We start from the raw sequence: 18,361 nt of genomic DNA, 5'->3' as shown, positions 1-18,361 counted from the left end.
ATTTTATATTAACATAATTATTTCTTAAAATTATCCTTTTGTAAAGGAGTAATAATTATTGTCTTGATTTTATATTTGCTTCGCAAAGTTTTATGATTTCAGATATTCTATTTGTGCGAGTTTCTTCTCTTTTGGCTTGGTTTAGCCAATAAAGGAAACTTTTTCGATAAGTAAAACTGAAATTTGTATAATTATCGAAAGCGATTTTATTGTTGTTAAATGCTTTTTGCAAATCTTCGGGTAGTATTAAATCTTCAACGTTATCGAGAGCAGTCCATGAGCCATTTTGTTTTCCAATTTCAATTTTAATTAAACCACTTTCGTGCATTAAATTATTGGCAATTAGTTTTTCGACATAAGTTTTATTGAGCTTGCTCCAAACGCTTTTGTCTTTTCTTGGTGTAAAAGTTTGTTTTCGTCGTTCGTCATCTAGTTTTCGAACGGTCGAATCTATCCAGCCATAACAAATGGCGACTTGTACAGCCTCTTCCCAACGCATACTTTCGAATTGGCTGTCGACTTTATAGAAAATTAATTCAATCCCAATTGAAGAATGGTGGTTTTCGTGTAACCATTTTCTCCACTCTTGGGAATTTTTGAAGTAGTGAATTTCTTTTTCTTTCAATGAAAATATTATTTGATAATTGCAGAACAAGCTATTCTTGCTCCCGCATTTCCAGCTGGTTGCGATGTGAAGTCATCAGTTCCTTTGTGAACGATTAGTCCTTTGCCAAGTATGTTTTTGGTTTCGTCCTCGCAACCAATGCACCATTCTGGAGTAGAAAATTTTACAGTTGCATTTCCGTTTGCATCAGCAGTAAAATTACCAATATCTCCTTTGTGATGTTCGGCAGAACCCCATTTTCCGTGTTTTTTGAATGTAGGATTCCAGTGTCCTCCGGCGGAACTTCCATCAGCAGCGGAACAATCGGATTTTTCGTGAATGTGAATGGCGTGTTCTCCTGGTGTAAGTCCACTCATATTAGCAATCATTGTTACAGTTCCGTTTTTTTCGATAAAATTTGCAGTTCCAGAAACGGTACTTTCACTTTTTGAAGAAAAAGTTATGTTTACTTCGTTTTTATTTCCTGCCGAGCTTTTACAAGCGATTATAATTAATAGAAGTGAACACGATAATATGAGTAACTTTTTCATAGGATTTTTTATTTATGTTATAAAATTACGGCTAAATTCTTAGCAAATAGCATTTGCGTTAGGGATTGAAGTGGAAATCCTTTTTTTGAGGCTTTTCGCCGATAAAAAAGATTGCAACGGAAAGCCCGACCCTTGTGGTAACGCCCAAAATATTATTTCAAAATTACAAATAAAAAAGCCACAATAACAAAATAGTTAGTGTGACTTTTTTAAATCAATTAAAAGAATTTATTTAGAAGCAGTATTCGTTTTCTGCAACTAATTTGGTTGTAATTGTTTCTCTTAAACCTACAACATTTGGCATGTTTGTATATTTAGTAAAACGACGTAATCCCATAAGCATCATGCGTTGTTCGTCGCCTTCGGCAAAAGAAATTACGCTTTCTTTTCCTTTTTGAGTTACGATATCTACGGCTTGGTACAAATATAATTTTGCCATGGCAATTTGCTCTTTTACCTTGTCTTCGCCGACTGATTTGGCTAATTTTTCAGTTCTAAGGATAGTACTTTCAGCCATATAAATTTCGATAAGAATATCAGAAGCGGCCATTAATAATTGTTGGTGTGCGTCTAAATCTGGGCCGTATTTTTGAACTGCGCCACCAGCAACCATAAGGAATGCTTTTTTCAATTTGCCAATCATTTCTTTTTCTTCGGCAAACAATTCAGAATAATCAGGAGTTTCAAATGATGGAATTCCCATTAATTCTTCTTGTACTTTTGATGCTGGTCCAAGTAAATCAATATGACCTTTCATGGCTTTTTTGATTAACATTCCAACAGAAAGCATTCTGTTTATTTCGTTAGTTCCTTCGTAAATACGAGCAATACGGGCATCTCTCCAAGCACTTTCCATAGGTGTGTCTTCTGAGAATCCCATTCCACCAAAAATTTGAATTCCTTCATCGGCACAAGACTGTACATCTTCAGAAACTGCTACTTTTAGGATAGAACATTCTATTGCAAATTCTTCAACACCTTTTAGTTCTGCTTCTTGGTGCGATGCTCCTTCGGCTTCACGAGCAGCAATTCTGTCTTCGATGCCTTTTGCAGCACGATAAGAAGCACTTTCTCCAGCGTAACAATTGGTTGCCATTTCTGCTAATTTAGAACGAATTGCTCCAAAACTAGAAATTGGTGTGTTAAACTGAATTCTTTCGTTAGCATATTTTACTGAACCAGAAATAACTCTACGTTGTGCATCTAGACAAGCTGCTGCTAGTTTGATACGTCCAACATTTAAAGCATTCATAGCTATTTTGAATCCGTTTTCTCTTTCAGATAACATATTTTCAACAGGAACTTTGGTTTCATTGAAGAAAACCTGACGAGTAGAAGAGGCGCGAATACCTAATTTGTGCTCTTCTTCGTTCATTGTAATTCCGTTTTCTGGATCATTTTCAACAATAAAACCAGTAATGTTTTTATCAGTACCAATTCTTGCAAAAACTATAAATACTGAGCAAAATCCTGCGTTAGAAATCCACATTTTTTGTCCAGTGATCGAATAGTATTTTCCATCTTCTGATAAAACTGCTTTGGTTTTTCCAGAATTAGCATCACTTCCTGCTCCTGGTTCTGTTAAGCAATAAGCACCAAACCATTCGCCTGAGGCTAATTTTGGTACATATTTTTTCTTTTGTTCGTCGCTTCCATAAAGAGTTATTGGCATCGTTCCAATTCCTGTGTGTGCTCCAAAAGCAGTAGAAAATGAACCCGTTGCACCCGAAATATAATCGCAAACTAGCATTGTAGATACAAATCCCATTCCTAATCCGCCATATTCTTCAGGAACAGCAACTCCTAAAAGTCCTAATTCACCAGCTTTACGCATACTTTCTTCGGTAAATGCATAATCTTTTTTCTCAAAACGATCTTTATTTGCCCACAATTGTTTGTCTGTAAATTCTTTAACCATATCACGCATCATGATTTGCTCTTCTGAGAAATCTTCTGGTGTAAATACGTTTTCACATTTTGTTTCTTTTACTAAAAACTGTCCACCTCTTGTTATGTCTTCCATCACAATATATTTTTTATCGTTAATTTAATAATTCGTAAATTCCTGCAGTTCCTTGACCAGTTCCTACACACATAGAAACGATTCCGTACTTGCTTTTTCTTAATCTCATTTCTTCAAAAAGTTGAACTGAAAGTTTTGCTCCAGTACACCCTAATGGATGACCTAATGCTATAGCTCCACCATTTACATTGATAATATCAGGATTCAAATTAAGCTCACGAGTAACTGCTAATGCTTGAGATGCAAACGCTTCGTTCAATTCAATTAAATCGATATCATTTAAAGTTAATCCCGCTTGTTTCAACGCTTTTGGGATTGCTTTTACTGGACCAATTCCCATAATTCTTGGTTCAACACCTGCAGAAGCGAAGTTTACTAATCTTGCGATTGGTTCAAGGTTTAATTCTTTTACCATTTCTTCGCTCATTACCAATACAAAAGCTGCACCATCACTCATTTGTGAAGAGTTTCCAGCAGTTACGCTTCCATCGGCAGCAAATACAGGTTTTAAATTTGCTAAAGCTTCCAAAGAAGTTCCAGCTCTTGGGCCTTCATCTTTGTTTACAACATAAGATTTTGTTTCTTTTTTACCATTTTCATTGATAAAAGTTTGCTCTACTGTAATAGGAACAATTTGTTTGTCAAATTTACCTTCAGCTTGTGCTTTCAAAGCTTTATTATGTGATTGAAAAGCAAATTCATCTTGGTCTGCACGAGAAATATTAAATTGTTTTGCCACCGCTTCCGATGTTAATCCCATTCCCCAATAGTAGTCCTCATTTCCTGCTTTTGCAACAGCATAATCCGGAGTTGGTTTGTAACCACCCATTGGAATAAAACTCATGCTTTCGGCTCCACCAGCAATGATACAATGTGCCATTCCTGATTGGATTTTGGCAGTTGCCATACCAATAGTTTCTATTCCTGAAGCACAATATCTATTGACAGTTACACCCGGAACATCTTCAATTTTTAATCCCATTAATGAAATTAAACGACCTACATTTAGACCTTGTTCTGCTTCTGGCATGGCATTTCCAACCATAACATCGTCAATACGAGTTTTGTCGAAATTTGGCAATTCATTCATCATAAATTCGATGGTTTCTGCTGCCAATTCATCAGGACGTTTAAATCTAAAAACTCCTTTTGGTGCTTTACCAACGGCAGTTCTATACGCTTTTACTATATATGCTGTTTTCATCTTTTAGTTTCTTAGTGGTTTCCCTTTGGTTAACATAAACTGTATTCTTTCTAACGTTTTTCTTTCAGTACAAAGTGATAAGAAAGCTTCACGTTCTATATCTAATAAATATTGCTCAGATACTAATGTAGCTTCAGATAAATCGCCTCCAGCCATAACATAAGCTAGTTTATTAGCGATTTTCAAATCGTGTTCTGAGATGTATTTTCCAGCAACCATTTGATTGGTTCCTACCAAGAACATTCCCAAAGCTTGTTTTCCTAGAACTTTTACATCAGTTCTACGGATTGGTTGTGTATAACCAGCTTCCGCCATTAATAAAGCATGTTTTTTAGCTTCTGCAATTTGACGGTCTTTATTTACCACCACAATATCTTTACCGTGTTGTAAAAGTCCAGTATCAAAAGCTTCGTAAGCCGAAGTCGATACTTTTGCCATAGCAATGGTCATGAAGTATTCTTGTAAAACATTCAATTCCACATCGTTTTTGCGGAATAAATCTGATGCGCGCAACGCCAATTCTTTCGAACCTCCACCGCCAGGAATAACCCCAACACCAAATTCAACTAATCCCATATAGGTTTCTGCAGCGGCAACCACTTTATCAGCATGTAAGCTCATTTCGCAACCACCACCAAAAGTCATTCCGTGAGGAGCAACTACTACTGGGATTCCAGAATAACGCACACGCATCATTGTGTCTTGGAACATTTTGATGGCCATATTCAACTCATCATATTCTTGCTCCACTGCCATCATGAATATCATTCCGATATTGGCACCAACAGAGAAATTCGCTGCTTGGTTTCCAATAACCAAACCTTGGTATTCTTTTTCAGATAAATCAATTGCTTTATTGATAGCTTGTAAAACATCACCACCAATAGTATTCATTTTAGATTGGAATTCTAAGTTCAAGATTCCGTCTCCCAAATCTTGAATAATTGCCCCACTATTGCTCCATACTTTTTTGCTTTCGCGAATGTTGTTCAAGATGATAAAACTGTCTTGACCAGGAACTTTAGTTTGTGATTTGGTTGGAATATTGTAGAAATAAGTAGCTCCTTCTTTTATAGAATAAAAACTTTTATTTCCAGAAGCAATCATTTCAGAAACCCAAGCTGCAGGCTCTTGACCTTCGGCTTTCATAATTTCAATTCCTTTTTCAACACCAATAGCATCCCAAATTTCGAATGGACCATTTTCCCATCCAAAACCAGCTTTCATGGCATCGTCTATTTTGTATAATTCATCAGAGATTTCAGGAATTCTGTTCGAAACGTAAGCAAACATTCCAGAGAAACTTTTTCTGTAGAACTCACCTGCTTTGTCTTTTCCTTTTACCAAAACTTTAAAACGATCAATAGGTTTATCAATTGTTTTGGTTAATTCTAAAGTAGTAAAAGAAGCTCTTTTTGCAGGACGATATTCTAAAGTATCCAAATCTAATGAAAGAATGTCTTTTCCTTCTTTTTTGTAGAAACCTTGACCAGTTTTGCTTCCCAGCCATTTGTTTTCCATCATTTTATTGACGAAATCTGGTAACTTGAACAATTCGTGTTGTTCGTCATTTGGGCAGTTTTCGTAGATCCCGTTGGCAACATGTACCAAAGTGTCTAATCCAACGACATCGACAGTTCTGAAAGTAGCCGATTTTGGTCGACCAATAACCGGGCCTGTCAATTTATCTACTTCTTCAATAGTTAATCCCAATTCTTTTACCAAGTGGAATAAACTTTGAATTCCGTAAATACCAATACGGTTTCCGATAAAGGCTGGAGTATCTTTGGCAACAACCGAAGTTTTACCCAAGAATTTCTCTCCGTATATTGTTAAGAAATCCAATACTTCTTTTGAAGTTTGTGGACCAGGAATAATTTCGAATAATTTTAAGTAACGCGCTGGGTTAAAAAAGTGAGTACCGCAGAAATGCTTTTGGAAATCTTCGCTACGTCCTTCGCTCATAAAGTGAATTGGAATACCAGAAGTGTTTGATGTTACCAAAGTTCCTGGTTTTCTGAATTTTTCAATTTGCTCAAAAACCAATTTTTTGATGTCCAAACGCTCCACAACCACTTCGATGATCCAATCTACATTGGCAATTTTAGCCATATCATCCGTAGTATTTCCAGTGGTGATTCGGCTGGCGAATTTTTGACTGTAAATAGGAGAGGGCTTCGATTTTAATGAGTTGGCCAAATGCTCGTTTACAATTCTGTTTCTTACAATTTTGCTTTCTAAAGTGAGACCTTTTTTTGCTTCAATATCTGTTAAAGCATTCGGTACAATGTCTAAAAGTAAAACTTCTACACCAATGTTGGCAAAATGGCAAGCAATTCCTGAACCCATAATTCCGGATCCAATGACTGCAACTTTTTTAATAATACGCTTCATTTTTTTAATTTTCGGTTTGCTACGCCAGTTCGCTGGCGCTCGTGTGATTGAATATTCTTTTCTCTTGTATTAATTCGTTTATGATCTCGGAAACTTCCATAAAATTTTGAAGTTGCTCGACAGATACATTTTGTCTTACGGCTTCATTAAATTTTAATACGGTATTTTTAGATAATTCTCTTTTTTCTTTTCCAAATTCGGTTAAATATATAAGAACACCTCGACCATCGTTTGGGTTTGGTTTTCTGTATATTAACCCTTTTTCTTCCATCGATTTTAGCGTTCTGGTAAGGCTTGTGGCTTCCATTCCCATTTTTGGACCTAGCGTTGTAGATGGTGTTCCGCCTTCTTTATCGATACTTAACAATGCAAACCCAGTTGCCATGGTACCATCGAATTTTGCAGCTTCTTCATTATACATTCTGGCAACAGCTTGCCAAGTTGCGCGAAGTACATAATCGATTGTTTTGTCTTTCATTTTAGTTAATTGAAAATCAAAGATAATAAAAAAATACTATGCATGCATAATAAATTTAAATTATTTTATGTTAAAAAAAAACTCCTCTAATTTAGAGGAGTTTTAAGAATGTATTTTCGAGGGTTATTTTAACTTACTGTTTACAAACGCGATAGATGCACCTACACAAGCACACATTATAATTGAAATAAATACTCCTATTGCAATTATTTTATAATCTGGTATCGCCATAGATTCGCTTCCAAAAAAACCAGAAGTTAATCCCATAAATATTCCTATTACTGCTCCAGCTTTAAGTCCAGTCACAACATTTGAAATTGCTGCCCATTGTGCAAAAATGTAGGAAATAAAGAATCCTACTGTAAAACAGCCTAGCGTAATCATTATCATATTCATGGTTTCTCCGCTTGGAAAAGTGTCTTTAAAAATGATTCCGTAAAAGAGCCATCCTAAGAGCCAGTCTACAATTCCTCCGACAATTCCTCCAATAATAAAGTTTTTTACATTCATAATTTAGTTTTTAATTGGTTATCTAATAAAAGTATTAAAAAATAAAGTAGTTATTTAAAATAATTGTTAAAATTGTTAACTATTCTTAATTGAAATTGTTGATAATTAATATGTTAGTGATTTATTTCTTGAAATCACCACTATCTACATCTCTTAAAAACTGAATTACGCCAGAAAAATAGTTTTTTTGATCATCATATTGAGACAGATGACTTCCATTTGAACAAAATAAGAAACGTCCGTTTTGTACTTCGTTAGCAATCCATTTCATGTGTTCAGGATCCATGGTATCGTATTTTGCACCAATGGTTAGAGTAGGAACAGTTAAGGTTTTGAGTTTCGATTTGATGTCCCAATTTTTTAGCGTAGCGTTTCCGGTGATTCCAAATTCACTCGGACCTTGCATAAATACATACACATTTGAATTTATATGTTTGAATGCTCTGTTGATAGATTCTGGCCATTCGTTTAACGGTTTTCTCAGAATATGCTCGGTATAATAATATTTGAAGAGTAATTCAGTGTATTTTGGATTGGTATAATCTTTATTTTTTTCGAATGTTTTAATTTGATTGAAAACTTCGGGCGGAAGTTGCGGCCCAAGTACTTCTTCGGCATATTTGTTATATTCGGGTGCGCTGGCCATCATATTTGAAATGATGAGACCTTTTAGATTTTTTTGATATTTTAAGGCATATTCCATAGCGAGAATTCCTCCCCATGATTGCCCTAGTAAGTAAAAATTAGTGTTGTCTAGTTTTAATGCTTTTCGGACTTGTTCTACTTCTTCTACAAAACGTTCGTTTGTCCACAAGCGGTTGTCATTTGGTTGGTCGCTGTAATAAGAACCAAGCTGGTCGTAATAAATGTATTCGATACTTTGATTTGGGAAATAACCATCAAAACTTTCGAAACATTCGTGTGTTAATCCTGGTCCGCCATGAAGTAAAAGTACTTTTATGGTTGGATTATTCCCTACGGTTTTTGTCCAAACTTTAAATTTTCCAACTGGTGTTGATATAGGAATCATTTTTATTCCGCCAGTAAATTGATCGTCTCGTTTGGAGAAATCAAGATAATTTGCTTTTACAGAATCATCTTGATTGTTTTTGCAATTATTGAATAAAAAGATAATAAATACTGATAATAGGAAGGTTTTTATTTTCATAAATAGGAGTATTTATTATCTTTTTATTTGAAATATTAGTTATAAATTTTCTCGTACAATCCGTGGTATTTCTCTAAAACCACTTTTCGTTTAAGTTTTAATGTTGGTGTAAGATGACCAGCAGGAATTGTCCATAAATCTGGTGTAAGCTCAAAACGTTTTATTTTTTCCCAATTACCAAATTTTTCGTTTAATAAATCAACTTCTTGCTGAATACGTTCGATAACTTTTGGGTTTGCAATTATTTCTTCATTTGTACTTCCCAATGGTACATTGTGTAATGTTGCCCATTCTTTTACAAATTCGAAATTTGGTTGAATGAAGGCTGCAGGCATTTTTTGTCCATCACCAATTACCATAATTTGCTCGATAAAACGAGATTGTTTCATTGTGTTTTCTAACAATTGTGGTGCAATATATTTTCCGCCAGAGGTTTTAAACATTTCTTTCTTGCGATCGGTAATTCTTAGAAATCCTTCGCTATCAAATTCTCCAATGTCGCCCGTATGAAAATAACCATCTTTGAGAACTTCTTTTGTTTGAACATCATCTTTATAATAGCCCATCATGACGTTTGGTCCTTTGCAAAGTATTTCTCCGTCTTCAGCAATTTTCACTTCAACATAATCTATTACTTTTCCGACAGTTCCTACTTTGAAACCTTTGTTTCGCATATCGTTTACGGATATTACTGGAGAAGTTTCGGTTAGTCCGTAACCTTCCATAACGGGAATTCCTGCTGCTGCAAAAACTTTAGTTAGTCTTGGTTGTAAAGCAGCGCTTCCAGAAACCATAAGGTCTAAATTTCCGCCTAAGCCTTCTTTCCATTTACTAAAAATTAGTTTTCTTGCGATTTTTAGTTGAAATTCATACCAAAAACCGTTGGCTCCGTAAGGTTCATATTTCAACCCTAAATCGATTGCCCAAAAGAAAAGTTTCTTTTTTATTCCTGTAAGTGCTGTTCCTTTTGCATAAATACTGTCATACACTTTTTCTAAAAGTCTAGGAACGACTGACATTACTGTTGGTTTTACTTCTTTTAGATTATCACTAATTTTATCGATAGATTCTCCGAAATAAATTGATACTCCATAATACTGGTATAAATACAGTATCATTCGTTCGAAAATATGACATATTGGTAAAAAGCTTAATGCTTTACTATTTGTAGCATCAAAAGGAATCCTGTTAGAACTATCTAAAGCATTCGAAACTATATTTTGGTGCGAAAGCATCACACCTTTTGGTTTTCCTGTTGTACCTGAAGTGTATATTATGGTAGCTAAATCTGTAGTTTGAACGTCATCTTTCCTGTCCTCAACTTCGTTTTGATTCGTTTTGTCTTCACCAAGTTTAAGTAGTTCTTTCCAGCTTTTGCAACCTTCAATATCATTAAAAGAAAAAACTTCTTTAAGATTTGGAACATTATTTTTAATCAGATTTACTTTTCGAAGTACTTCTGCATCGGAAACAAAACAATATTTTGCTTCACAATGGTTTAAAATATATTGATAATCATCTTCTGAAATAGTAGGATATATTGGGACATTTTGAGCACCAGTTTGCAAAACACCAATATCCATAATATTCCATTCGGTTCTATTATTAGTTGATATTACAGCAATTTTATCATTTTTTTGAATGCCCATTCGAAGCAATGCCCTCGAAATGGTATTTGCTTTGTCTATATATTCTTGTGTAGAAGTTTTTACCCAAACGCCATTTTGCTTTGTGACTAAAGCATCGGGCAAATTTTGTTTATCTAACTGGTAATAAGGGAAGTCGAATAATCTTGTAATCTTGGTCATTCTAAATAGGTGGTTAATTTTTATGCAAATTAATAAAAAATACCTAGAATTACAATTTTTGATTATTTAAAGTCGATAGAAAGCGAATTTACGCAATATCTGATTCCAGTTTTTGTAGGTCCATCATCGAAAACATGACCTAAATGTCCGCCACAATTGACACATACAATTTCGGTTCGAATCATACCATGCGTATTGTCTTTTATATATCGTACTTTTTCTGGAATGGATTCGTCAAAAGATGGCCAACCACAATGCGCGTCGAATTTTGAATTACTTTCAAACAATGGTTCTTTGCATCCGCCACAAACATAAGTTCCGTTTTCGGCGTGTAAATTATAGGTTCCAGAATGCGGATATTCTGTTCCTTTTTCTCGAAGGATTCTATATCTTTCTTCACCAAGTTCTATTTTCCATTGGGCTTCGGTTTTTTCTATTGGATATTTCATTTTTTCTTTTTTGGAATAAATAGTATAGAAACTGAATTAGTGCAAAAACGCTTTCCTGTTGTTTCTGATGGACCGTCATCAAAAACATGACCTAAATGTCCGTTACAATTGGAACACATTACTTCAGTTCTTTGCATACCAAAAGTGGAATCATCTTTATAAATAACACTTCCTTTGATTGCTTGGTCAAATGATGGCCAACCACATTCTGAATTAAATTTTGCATCGGAAGTAAACAAAGGATTCTTGCAAGCTACACAAGCATAATATCCTTTTTCGAAATGATTCCAATATTTTCCTGAAAAAGAAGCTTCGGTTCCTTTATTTCTTAAAACTTGATACTGTTCTGGAGTAAGTTCAGTTTTCCATTGTGCATCGGTTTTAGATATTTTATTTTTAGGACTTACTTTTTCTGTTTTCTTTTCTTGGCTATGACAAGAAGCTAAACTTAAAATAAAGGCTAACAAAAAGATTGTTTTTTTCATTTTTAATATTTTAATTGTGGATAAAATCAAGTGCTTTGTTAATGACATTTGTATCTCCAAGAATTTTTCTGTGCCCTAATTTTTGTGTAACATACATTTCTCCGTTCGGAAGATGTTTAAATACATTTTTTCCACAAAAAATAGGAACTTCATAATCGTTTTCGTCATGAATAACTAGTGTTGGTATATTTACTTGTTTTGCTGCAAGATGTGCGGCGTAGTTTTCCATAGGTTCTCCAAATCGTTTTTCAAAAAGTTGACTCATTTTAGAGGCCACGATTGGCTTTAGTTCTAATTTTTTGACATATTCAGTAAGAATGTCTTCAATTTTATCACCACTTCCTATCACTACTAATTTTTTTAGTTGCAATCCTTGTTTTACTGAATTTAATAATGCCATTCCTCCTAAAGAATGTCCGATAGCAAATTCGAAAGGACCATGTAATTTTTCTAATTCTAGTATTGATGCAATAAATTCAGGCATCAAGGTTGTTTTTGTTCCAGATTTTCCGTGTGCTGGTGCATCAAAACTTATGGTAGAATAACCTAATTTGATTAATTCATCTGCAAACTTTACCAATTGCGTTCCACGACCACACCAACCATGTACTAATAATACTTTTTTTGGGCTATTTCCGTAATGATAAACGACTATTTTTTTATTAATTTTTGGTATGAAAACAGTTTCTTGTTTCGTATTCTTATCCATAGCCAATTCTCTATTTGGCGTTTTGTGTTTTATAGGTGTTGTAAATATCATAGAAGCCAATTTTGTAACCAAATCAACAGAGAAAAACTGAGTGATTTTAACGGTGTATAAAATTGATTTACGTATTTGCGTATCTTTTGGTTTTTTTGCTTTCAAAATATATCATTTTTAATATAGTGCAATTTAAGTTTTTAATTTTTTTTGGTATGAAAATTGAATCATAAATTAATCATAAAAATACTTTGTGAAATTTATGGTCGCAATTAAGAAAAATGGATTAATTTTACTACAACAATCAAATTAAAATAAGAATGAAAAAAGTTTTAATAATTTCAGCAATAGGAGTGTTGGTAACTGCTTGTGCTACAAATCCATTTACAGGGAAAAGTACAATGGCTTTAGTGCCGGATAGCGAAATTTTTCCATCGGCATTTCAGCAATATGGTCAGTTCTTAGCAGAAAACAAAGTAATTTCAGGAACTAAAGATGCCCAAAGAGTAGAAAATGTAGGAACTAAAATAAAAGTTGCCGCCGAAAGATGGCTAACTGCCAACGGAAAACCAACATATTTAGTAAATTATCAATGGGAATATAAGTTAGTTGATAGCAAAGAAGTAAATGCTTGGTGTATGCCAGGAGGAAAAATTGTAGTTTATACAGGTATTTTGCCCATTATGAAAGACGATGCAGGAATGGCAGCCGTTATGGGACATGAAGTAGCACATGCATTAGCAAATCATGGACAACAACGTATGAGTGCAGGAATGTTGCAACAACTTGGTGGTGTTGGTGTGGCGGTCGCTACAGGAAATAAAAGCCCAGAAACACAACAAATGATAATGCAAGCTTATGGTGTGGGAAGTCAAGTAGGAGGAATGCTGCCGTTTAGTCGTAATCACGAAAGTGAAGCGGATATGATTGGTCTGACACTAATGGCAATTGCAGGTTATAATCCAGATAATGCAGTCTTAATTTGGGAACGCATGTCTGCTTTAGCAGGAGGAAGCGCACCGCCAGAAATTATGAGTACACACCCATCAAACGAAACACGTATTGCTAGTTTAAAAGCATTATTGCCACAAGCAAAAGCCGAAGCAGCAAAATTTGGAGTTACTTCATTTAAGTAAAATAAAATAAAAATATTTAGAAGTCATTTCGATTGAAGTGGCTTTTTTTTTTAGTTATATTTGAAAAATATATTCCAAATCGATTCAGAACTAACAAATAAAATATATGGAAATACTTAAAAAAGGAGATAAAAAGTTATTAAATGCTTGGGCGTTTTACGATTGGGCAAACTCGGTATATAGCTTGGTCATTGCTTCGGCTATTTTTCCTATTTTTTATGAATTAATTTTCAAAAACAGAGGCAATAATGTAGTTTTTATTTTTGGTTATCAAATTAAAGACACCGCAATGATCACTTTTGTTACGGCATTAGCTTTTCTAATAGTTGCGTTTATTTCGCCTTTTTTATCAGGAATTGCAGATTACGTAGGAAACAAGAAAGCGTTTATGAGGTTCTTTTGTTATCTAGGCGGTTTGTCTTGTATTTCTTTATATTGGTTTAATTTAGAAAGTTTATTTTTAAGTTACACCGCTTATTTATTAGGATTAATAGGTTTCTGGGCGAGTTTGGTTTTTTATAATTCGTACTTACCAGATATTGCTTACCCTGAGCAACAAGATAAGGTTAGTGCAAGAGGATTTTCGATGGGATATATAGGAAGCACGATATTGCTAATCATAAATCTTGCGATGGTTATGTCTGCAATAAACGATGCGGAAAGATTAGAATGTATGAAATACTCCTTTATAATGGTAGGTGTTTGGTGGATAGGTTTCAGTCATGTAACCTATTATTATTTACCCAAAGGAGCATCAACAGGTCATAAAGTGACAAAAGCAGTCCTTTTTGATGGATTTAAAGAATTAAAATTAGTTTGGAAGCAATTACAACAAAATATTACCTTAAAAAGATATTTGTCAAGCTATTTCGTTTTCATCATGGCGGTACAAACCGTAATGTTAGTAGCTACTTATTTTGGTGCTACCGAAATAAATTGGACAACACCAAGTCAGAAAACTACAGGATTAATCATTAGTATATTAGTTATTCAATTGGTTGCTGTTTTAGGCGCTTTTCTTACTTCGAGAGCATCAGGGAAATTCGGAAACATTAACACCCTAATATTTCTAAATGCTTTTTGGGCGATACTTTGCGTGTTTGCTTATTTTGTTACAGAACCTAATGAGTTTTATATCGTAGCAGGTTTTGTAGGATTGGTTATGGGAGGAATACAATCGTTGGCTCGTTCTACTTACTCAAAATTATTGCCAGAAACGGAAGATACAGCCTCGTATTTCAGTTTTTATGATGTGACCGAAAAAATAGGAATCGTCATCGGAATGTCTATTTACGGAATCATAGATCAAGTTACTGGTTCTATGAGAAATTCGATAGTATTTTTAGCTATTTTCTTTATAATAGGAGTGATTTTACTATTAAGAATTCCGAAAAATTATTTGTTAAGCAAGAATTAATATTATATTTGTCAAAAAAAACTAATACCTACAAAATGAATAAACTAAAAAATATTTGGGCGTTTATATTGTTATTTTCAGCAGTAATTTTCACTTCTTGTACTGTAGAACCTTATGAAGGACCAATGCCTAGTTCGGGAGATTCAACAAATAATGGTGGAAATGGAAATTCATCTACTACTGATTATTGGCCTTCAGCTATTAATAATCAATGGGTTTTTAGTTTAAATGGAGTTAATCAAGCGCCACTTAAAATGGTTTCTGTAGATGTTATTGGAGGAAATAGCTACTATACATTTAATTCTCAATCTAACGGAGGAGCAAGTCAAGTAACGAGGTTAAGAAAATCAAATGGAGATTATTATTTGAAAAGTGAAGATGTTATAGTTGCAGCTCAAGGAGGAATGCCAGGCTCTACATCAACCGGTACTGAAAGAATACTTTTAAAAGATTACTTAGCTGTAGGTGGAACTTGGACTGCGGACTATGTTCAGACTACAACATATACTGATCCAATATATCCAGTTGTAACTACTGATTTTAATATAGTTTCAACTATTTTAGAAAAAGGGTCAACTTTAAATGTCAATGGTCAAACTTTTAATGATGTAATTAAAGTAAAAGTAGTACAGAATATTACATTTTCCGGACAGAGCTCCGTCTCAACATCTTATTATTGGTATGCTAAAAATGTTGGGCCTATTAAAATTGAAACAACATCAGGAACAACAACTTATATTCAAGATTTAGTTTCATATATTTTGAATTAATCAAAAGCATTTTATAGAACAGATACAATCCCGAAGCAATTCGGGATTTTTTTATGGCACAATCCTTGACTTATTAGAATGAATTTGATGTAAATAATTTTGTTATTTATTGATTTTCAGCTAAATGATAGTTTATTATGTAATAACTTTGCATAGTAAGCGTTCCATGTTTAATGACAAAATGACCTAAATACAATATGTCTCAACAAAAAATAATTACCATTGACAATTTGTCACTACAAGAATTCGATTCTGAAGCAGATTTAATCCCACTTCTCACGCCAGAAGACGAGGAAGAAATGAATAATGAAGAATTACCATCAGAATTGTTAATTCTTCCGCTTCGAAATACCGTACTTTTTCCAGGAGTAGTCATTCCCATTACAGCAGGAAGAGATAAATCAATAAAACTAATTGATGCTGCCAATTCTGGTGATAAAATTATTGGAGTTGTATCTCAAAAAAATGAAGAAGACGAAGATCCAACCGAAAACGATATTAATAAAGTAGGAACAGTTGCTAGAATTCTTCGTGTTTTAAAAATGCCTGACGGAAATGTAACCGTAATTCTACAAGGAAAAAAACGTTTCGAAATAGATAAAGTAACGGCTACAGAACCTTACATGAAAGCTTCTATTAAAGAAGTTAAAGAAGAAAGACCAACAAAAAAAGACAAAGAATTTTCGGCAATAATCGAATCTGTTCGTGATTTGGCGATACAAATTATTACTGAAAGCCCAAATATTCCAACTGAAGCTACTTTTGCAATCAAAAACATTGAAAGCAATTCGTTTCTTGTCAATTTTGTTTCTTCTAATATGAATCTTACAGTTACTGAGAAACAAGATTTATTAGAAATAAATAACCTAAAAGAAAGAGCTTTAGCAACTTTGAAATTTATGAATTTAGAGTTTCAGAAATTGGAACTTAAAAATGACATACAATCTAAAGTGCGTTTCGATTTAGACCAGCAGCAACGTGAATATTTCTTACATCAGCAAATGAAAACCATTCAAGAAGAATTGGGTGGAGTTTCGCAAGAAGAAGAAATAGAAGAGTTGCGTACAAAATCTAAAACTAAGATTTGGGACGAGAAAACGCAAAAGCATTTTGATAAAGAACTGTCAAAAATGCAACGTTCTAACCCACAATCACCAGATTTTGGCATTCAAAGAAATTATTTAGAATTGTTTTTAGATTTACCTTGGGGAAAATATTCTAAAGATAAATTCGATTTAAAAAAAGCAGAAAAAATCCTCGACAGAGACCATTTTGGTTTAGAAGATGTCAAAAAAAGAATGATAGAACATCTTGCAGTGCTAAAATTGCGAAATGATATGAAATCTCCAATTCTATGTCTTACAGGACCTCCGGGAGTTGGAAAAACATCTATCGGAAAATCTATTGCCGAAGCTTTAGGAAGAGAATATGTGCGAGTTTCTCTGGGTGGTTTGCGTGATGAAGCCGAAATTCGAGGACATCGTAAAACCTATATTGGCGCGATGCCGGGAAGAATCCTTCAAAGTTTAAAAAAGGCAGGAACATCAAACCCAGTTTTTGTTTTAGATGAAATAGATAAATTGTCAACAAGCAATCAAGGTGATCCATCATCGGCCTTATTAGAAGTTTTAGATCCTGAGCAAAACGGCGAATTCTATGATAATTTCTTAGAAATGGGTTACGATTTATCGAAAGTCATGTTTATTGCCACTTCAAACAATATGGCAACCATACAACCTGCGTTGAAAGATAGAATGGAAATCATCAAAATGTCTGGTTATACGATCGAAGAAAAAGTTGAAATCGCCAAACAACATTTGTTCCCAAAGCAATTAGCAGTTCATGGGCTAACATCAAAACATTTACAAATTGGTAAAAAACAATTAGAAAAAATAGTAGAAGGTTACACACGTGAGTCAGGTGTTCGTGGACTAGAAAATAAAATTGCACAAGTAATCCGAAATGCTGCCAAATGCGTGGCTATGGAAGAAGAATATAACATAAAAGTTACCGATGAGGATATTGTCAAAATCCTAGGAGTTCCAAGATTAGAAAGAGATAAATCAGAAAATAACGATGTAGCAGGAGTAGTTACAGGATTGGCTTGGACATCAGTTGGAGGCGATATTTTATTTATAGAATCCTTAATTTCTCCGGGAAAAGGAACCATGACTATTACTGGAAATCTAGGAACAGTCATGAAAGAATCGGCAACAATTGCTTTAGAATATATTAAAGCTAATGCTGAACTATTAGGACTGAACTCTGAAATGTTAGCGAAATATAACATTCACTTGCACGTTCCGGAAGGCGCAACGCCAAAAGATGGACCAAGTGCCGGTATTGCAATGCTAACGTCTTTGGTTTCGGTATTTACACAGAAAAAAATCAAGAAAAGTTTGGCTATGACTGGCGAAATCACTTTGCGTGGAAAAGTATTACCAGTTGGTGGAATCAAAGAGAAAATTCTAGCGGCAAAACGTGCCAATATCAAAGAAATTATTTTGTGTCACGAAAACAAAAGCGATATCGACGAAATAAAAGCTGAATATCTTACTGGTTTAACCTTTCATTATGTGAAGGAAATGAGCGAGGTTTTAGCTATTGCGATTACAAAAGATAAGGTAAAAAACGCTAAAACATTATAAACAATAGTTGAAGGTT

16 protein-coding genes are annotated in these 18,361 nt (G+C 34.1%); 4 read left to right on the top strand and 12 right to left on the bottom strand.

The features are described from left to right. Positions 1-55: 55 nt before the first annotated feature. From BM053_RS00170 to BM053_RS00115, 12 genes are all read right to left on the bottom strand, one after another. Positions 56-625, bottom strand: a complete 570-nt coding sequence (locus tag BM053_RS00170) for a YdeI/OmpD-associated family protein (RefSeq protein WP_091472551.1) — start codon at positions 623-625, stop codon at positions 56-58. An 8-nt stretch (positions 626-633) separates the two neighbouring features. Next, entirely contained in the window at positions 634-1,155 is a 522-nt protein-coding gene (locus tag BM053_RS00165) for a superoxide dismutase family protein (RefSeq protein ID WP_091472549.1), read from the bottom strand. A 232-nt stretch (positions 1,156-1,387) separates the two neighbouring features. Next, positions 1,388-3,178 (bottom strand): acyl-CoA dehydrogenase family protein, encoded by a 1,791-nt coding sequence (locus tag BM053_RS00160; RefSeq protein ID WP_091472546.1) that lies wholly within the window; start codon positions 3,176-3,178, stop codon positions 1,388-1,390. A gap of 19 nt (positions 3,179-3,197) precedes the next feature. Further along, on the bottom strand, positions 3,198-4,382 hold the full coding sequence (locus BM053_RS00155) for an acetyl-CoA C-acyltransferase (RefSeq protein ID WP_091472543.1): 1,185 nt from the start codon (positions 4,380-4,382) through the stop codon (positions 3,198-3,200). A 3-nt stretch (positions 4,383-4,385) separates the two neighbouring features. Next, on the bottom strand, positions 4,386-6,776 hold the full coding sequence (locus BM053_RS00150) for a 3-hydroxyacyl-CoA dehydrogenase/enoyl-CoA hydratase family protein (protein WP_091472541.1): 2,391 nt from the start codon (positions 6,774-6,776) through the stop codon (positions 4,386-4,388). Positions 6,777-6,795: 19 nt separating this feature from the next. Then, positions 6,796-7,254 carry a MarR family winged helix-turn-helix transcriptional regulator gene (locus BM053_RS00145; RefSeq protein ID WP_091472539.1) on the bottom strand — a complete coding sequence of 153 codons (459 nt, stop codon included), beginning with the start codon at positions 7,252-7,254 and terminating at the stop codon, positions 6,796-6,798. A 123-nt stretch (positions 7,255-7,377) separates the two neighbouring features. Beyond that, positions 7,378-7,764, bottom strand: a complete 387-nt coding sequence (locus tag BM053_RS00140) for a hypothetical protein (RefSeq protein WP_091472536.1) — start codon at positions 7,762-7,764, stop codon at positions 7,378-7,380. Positions 7,765-7,885: 121 nt separating this feature from the next. Next, a complete protein-coding gene (locus BM053_RS00135; RefSeq protein WP_091472534.1) occupies positions 7,886-8,932 on the bottom strand; it encodes a proline iminopeptidase-family hydrolase in 1,047 nt (348 codons plus the stop codon). A 35-nt stretch (positions 8,933-8,967) separates the two neighbouring features. Further along, entirely contained in the window at positions 8,968-10,740 is a 1,773-nt protein-coding gene (locus BM053_RS00130) for an AMP-dependent synthetase/ligase (protein ID WP_091472530.1), read from the bottom strand. A 62-nt stretch (positions 10,741-10,802) separates the two neighbouring features. Next, the gene (msrB, locus tag BM053_RS00125; RefSeq protein ID WP_091472527.1) at positions 10,803-11,189 is read right to left on the bottom strand and encodes a peptide-methionine (R)-S-oxide reductase MsrB; all 387 of its coding nucleotides are present in this window, start codon (positions 11,187-11,189) and stop codon (positions 10,803-10,805) included. Then, positions 11,186-11,674, bottom strand: coding sequence for a peptide-methionine (R)-S-oxide reductase MsrB (msrB, locus tag BM053_RS00120; protein ID WP_091472524.1), 489 nt, complete (start codon positions 11,672-11,674; stop codon positions 11,186-11,188). Before msrB (BM053_RS00120) ends, msrB (BM053_RS00125) begins: the two co-directional genes overlap by 4 nt. A gap of 10 nt (positions 11,675-11,684) precedes the next feature. After that, on the bottom strand, positions 11,685-12,539 hold the full coding sequence (locus BM053_RS00115) for an alpha/beta hydrolase (RefSeq protein ID WP_167357258.1): 855 nt from the start codon (positions 12,537-12,539) through the stop codon (positions 11,685-11,687). A 155-nt stretch (positions 12,540-12,694) separates the two neighbouring features. Here BM053_RS00115 and BM053_RS00110 point away from each other — a divergent pair, with 155 nt between their 5' ends. The 4 genes from BM053_RS00110 (at position 12,695) to lon (ending at position 18,345) form a co-directional block, all read left to right on the top strand. Continuing rightward, positions 12,695-13,510 (top strand): M48 family metallopeptidase, encoded by an 816-nt coding sequence (locus tag BM053_RS00110; RefSeq protein ID WP_091472522.1) that lies wholly within the window; start codon positions 12,695-12,697, stop codon positions 13,508-13,510. A gap of 106 nt (positions 13,511-13,616) precedes the next feature. Beyond that, positions 13,617-14,927, top strand: a complete 1,311-nt coding sequence (locus BM053_RS00105; protein WP_091472519.1) for an MFS transporter — start codon at positions 13,617-13,619, stop codon at positions 14,925-14,927. Positions 14,928-14,962: 35 nt separating this feature from the next. Beyond that, on the top strand, positions 14,963-15,697 hold the full coding sequence (locus BM053_RS00100; RefSeq protein ID WP_091472516.1) for a hypothetical protein: 735 nt from the start codon (positions 14,963-14,965) through the stop codon (positions 15,695-15,697). Positions 15,698-15,894: 197 nt separating this feature from the next. Then, entirely contained in the window at positions 15,895-18,345 is a 2,451-nt protein-coding gene (gene lon, locus BM053_RS00095) for an endopeptidase La (RefSeq protein ID WP_091472514.1), read from the top strand. Positions 18,346-18,361: the final 16 nt, after the last annotated feature.

It is taken from the genome of Flavobacterium swingsii (genome assembly GCF_900111965.1).
Taxonomy (GTDB): domain Bacteria; phylum Bacteroidota; class Bacteroidia; order Flavobacteriales; family Flavobacteriaceae; genus Flavobacterium; species Flavobacterium swingsii.
The sequence above is the reverse complement of the archived record's forward strand: the minus strand, read 5'-3'. Positions and strand labels throughout refer to the sequence as shown.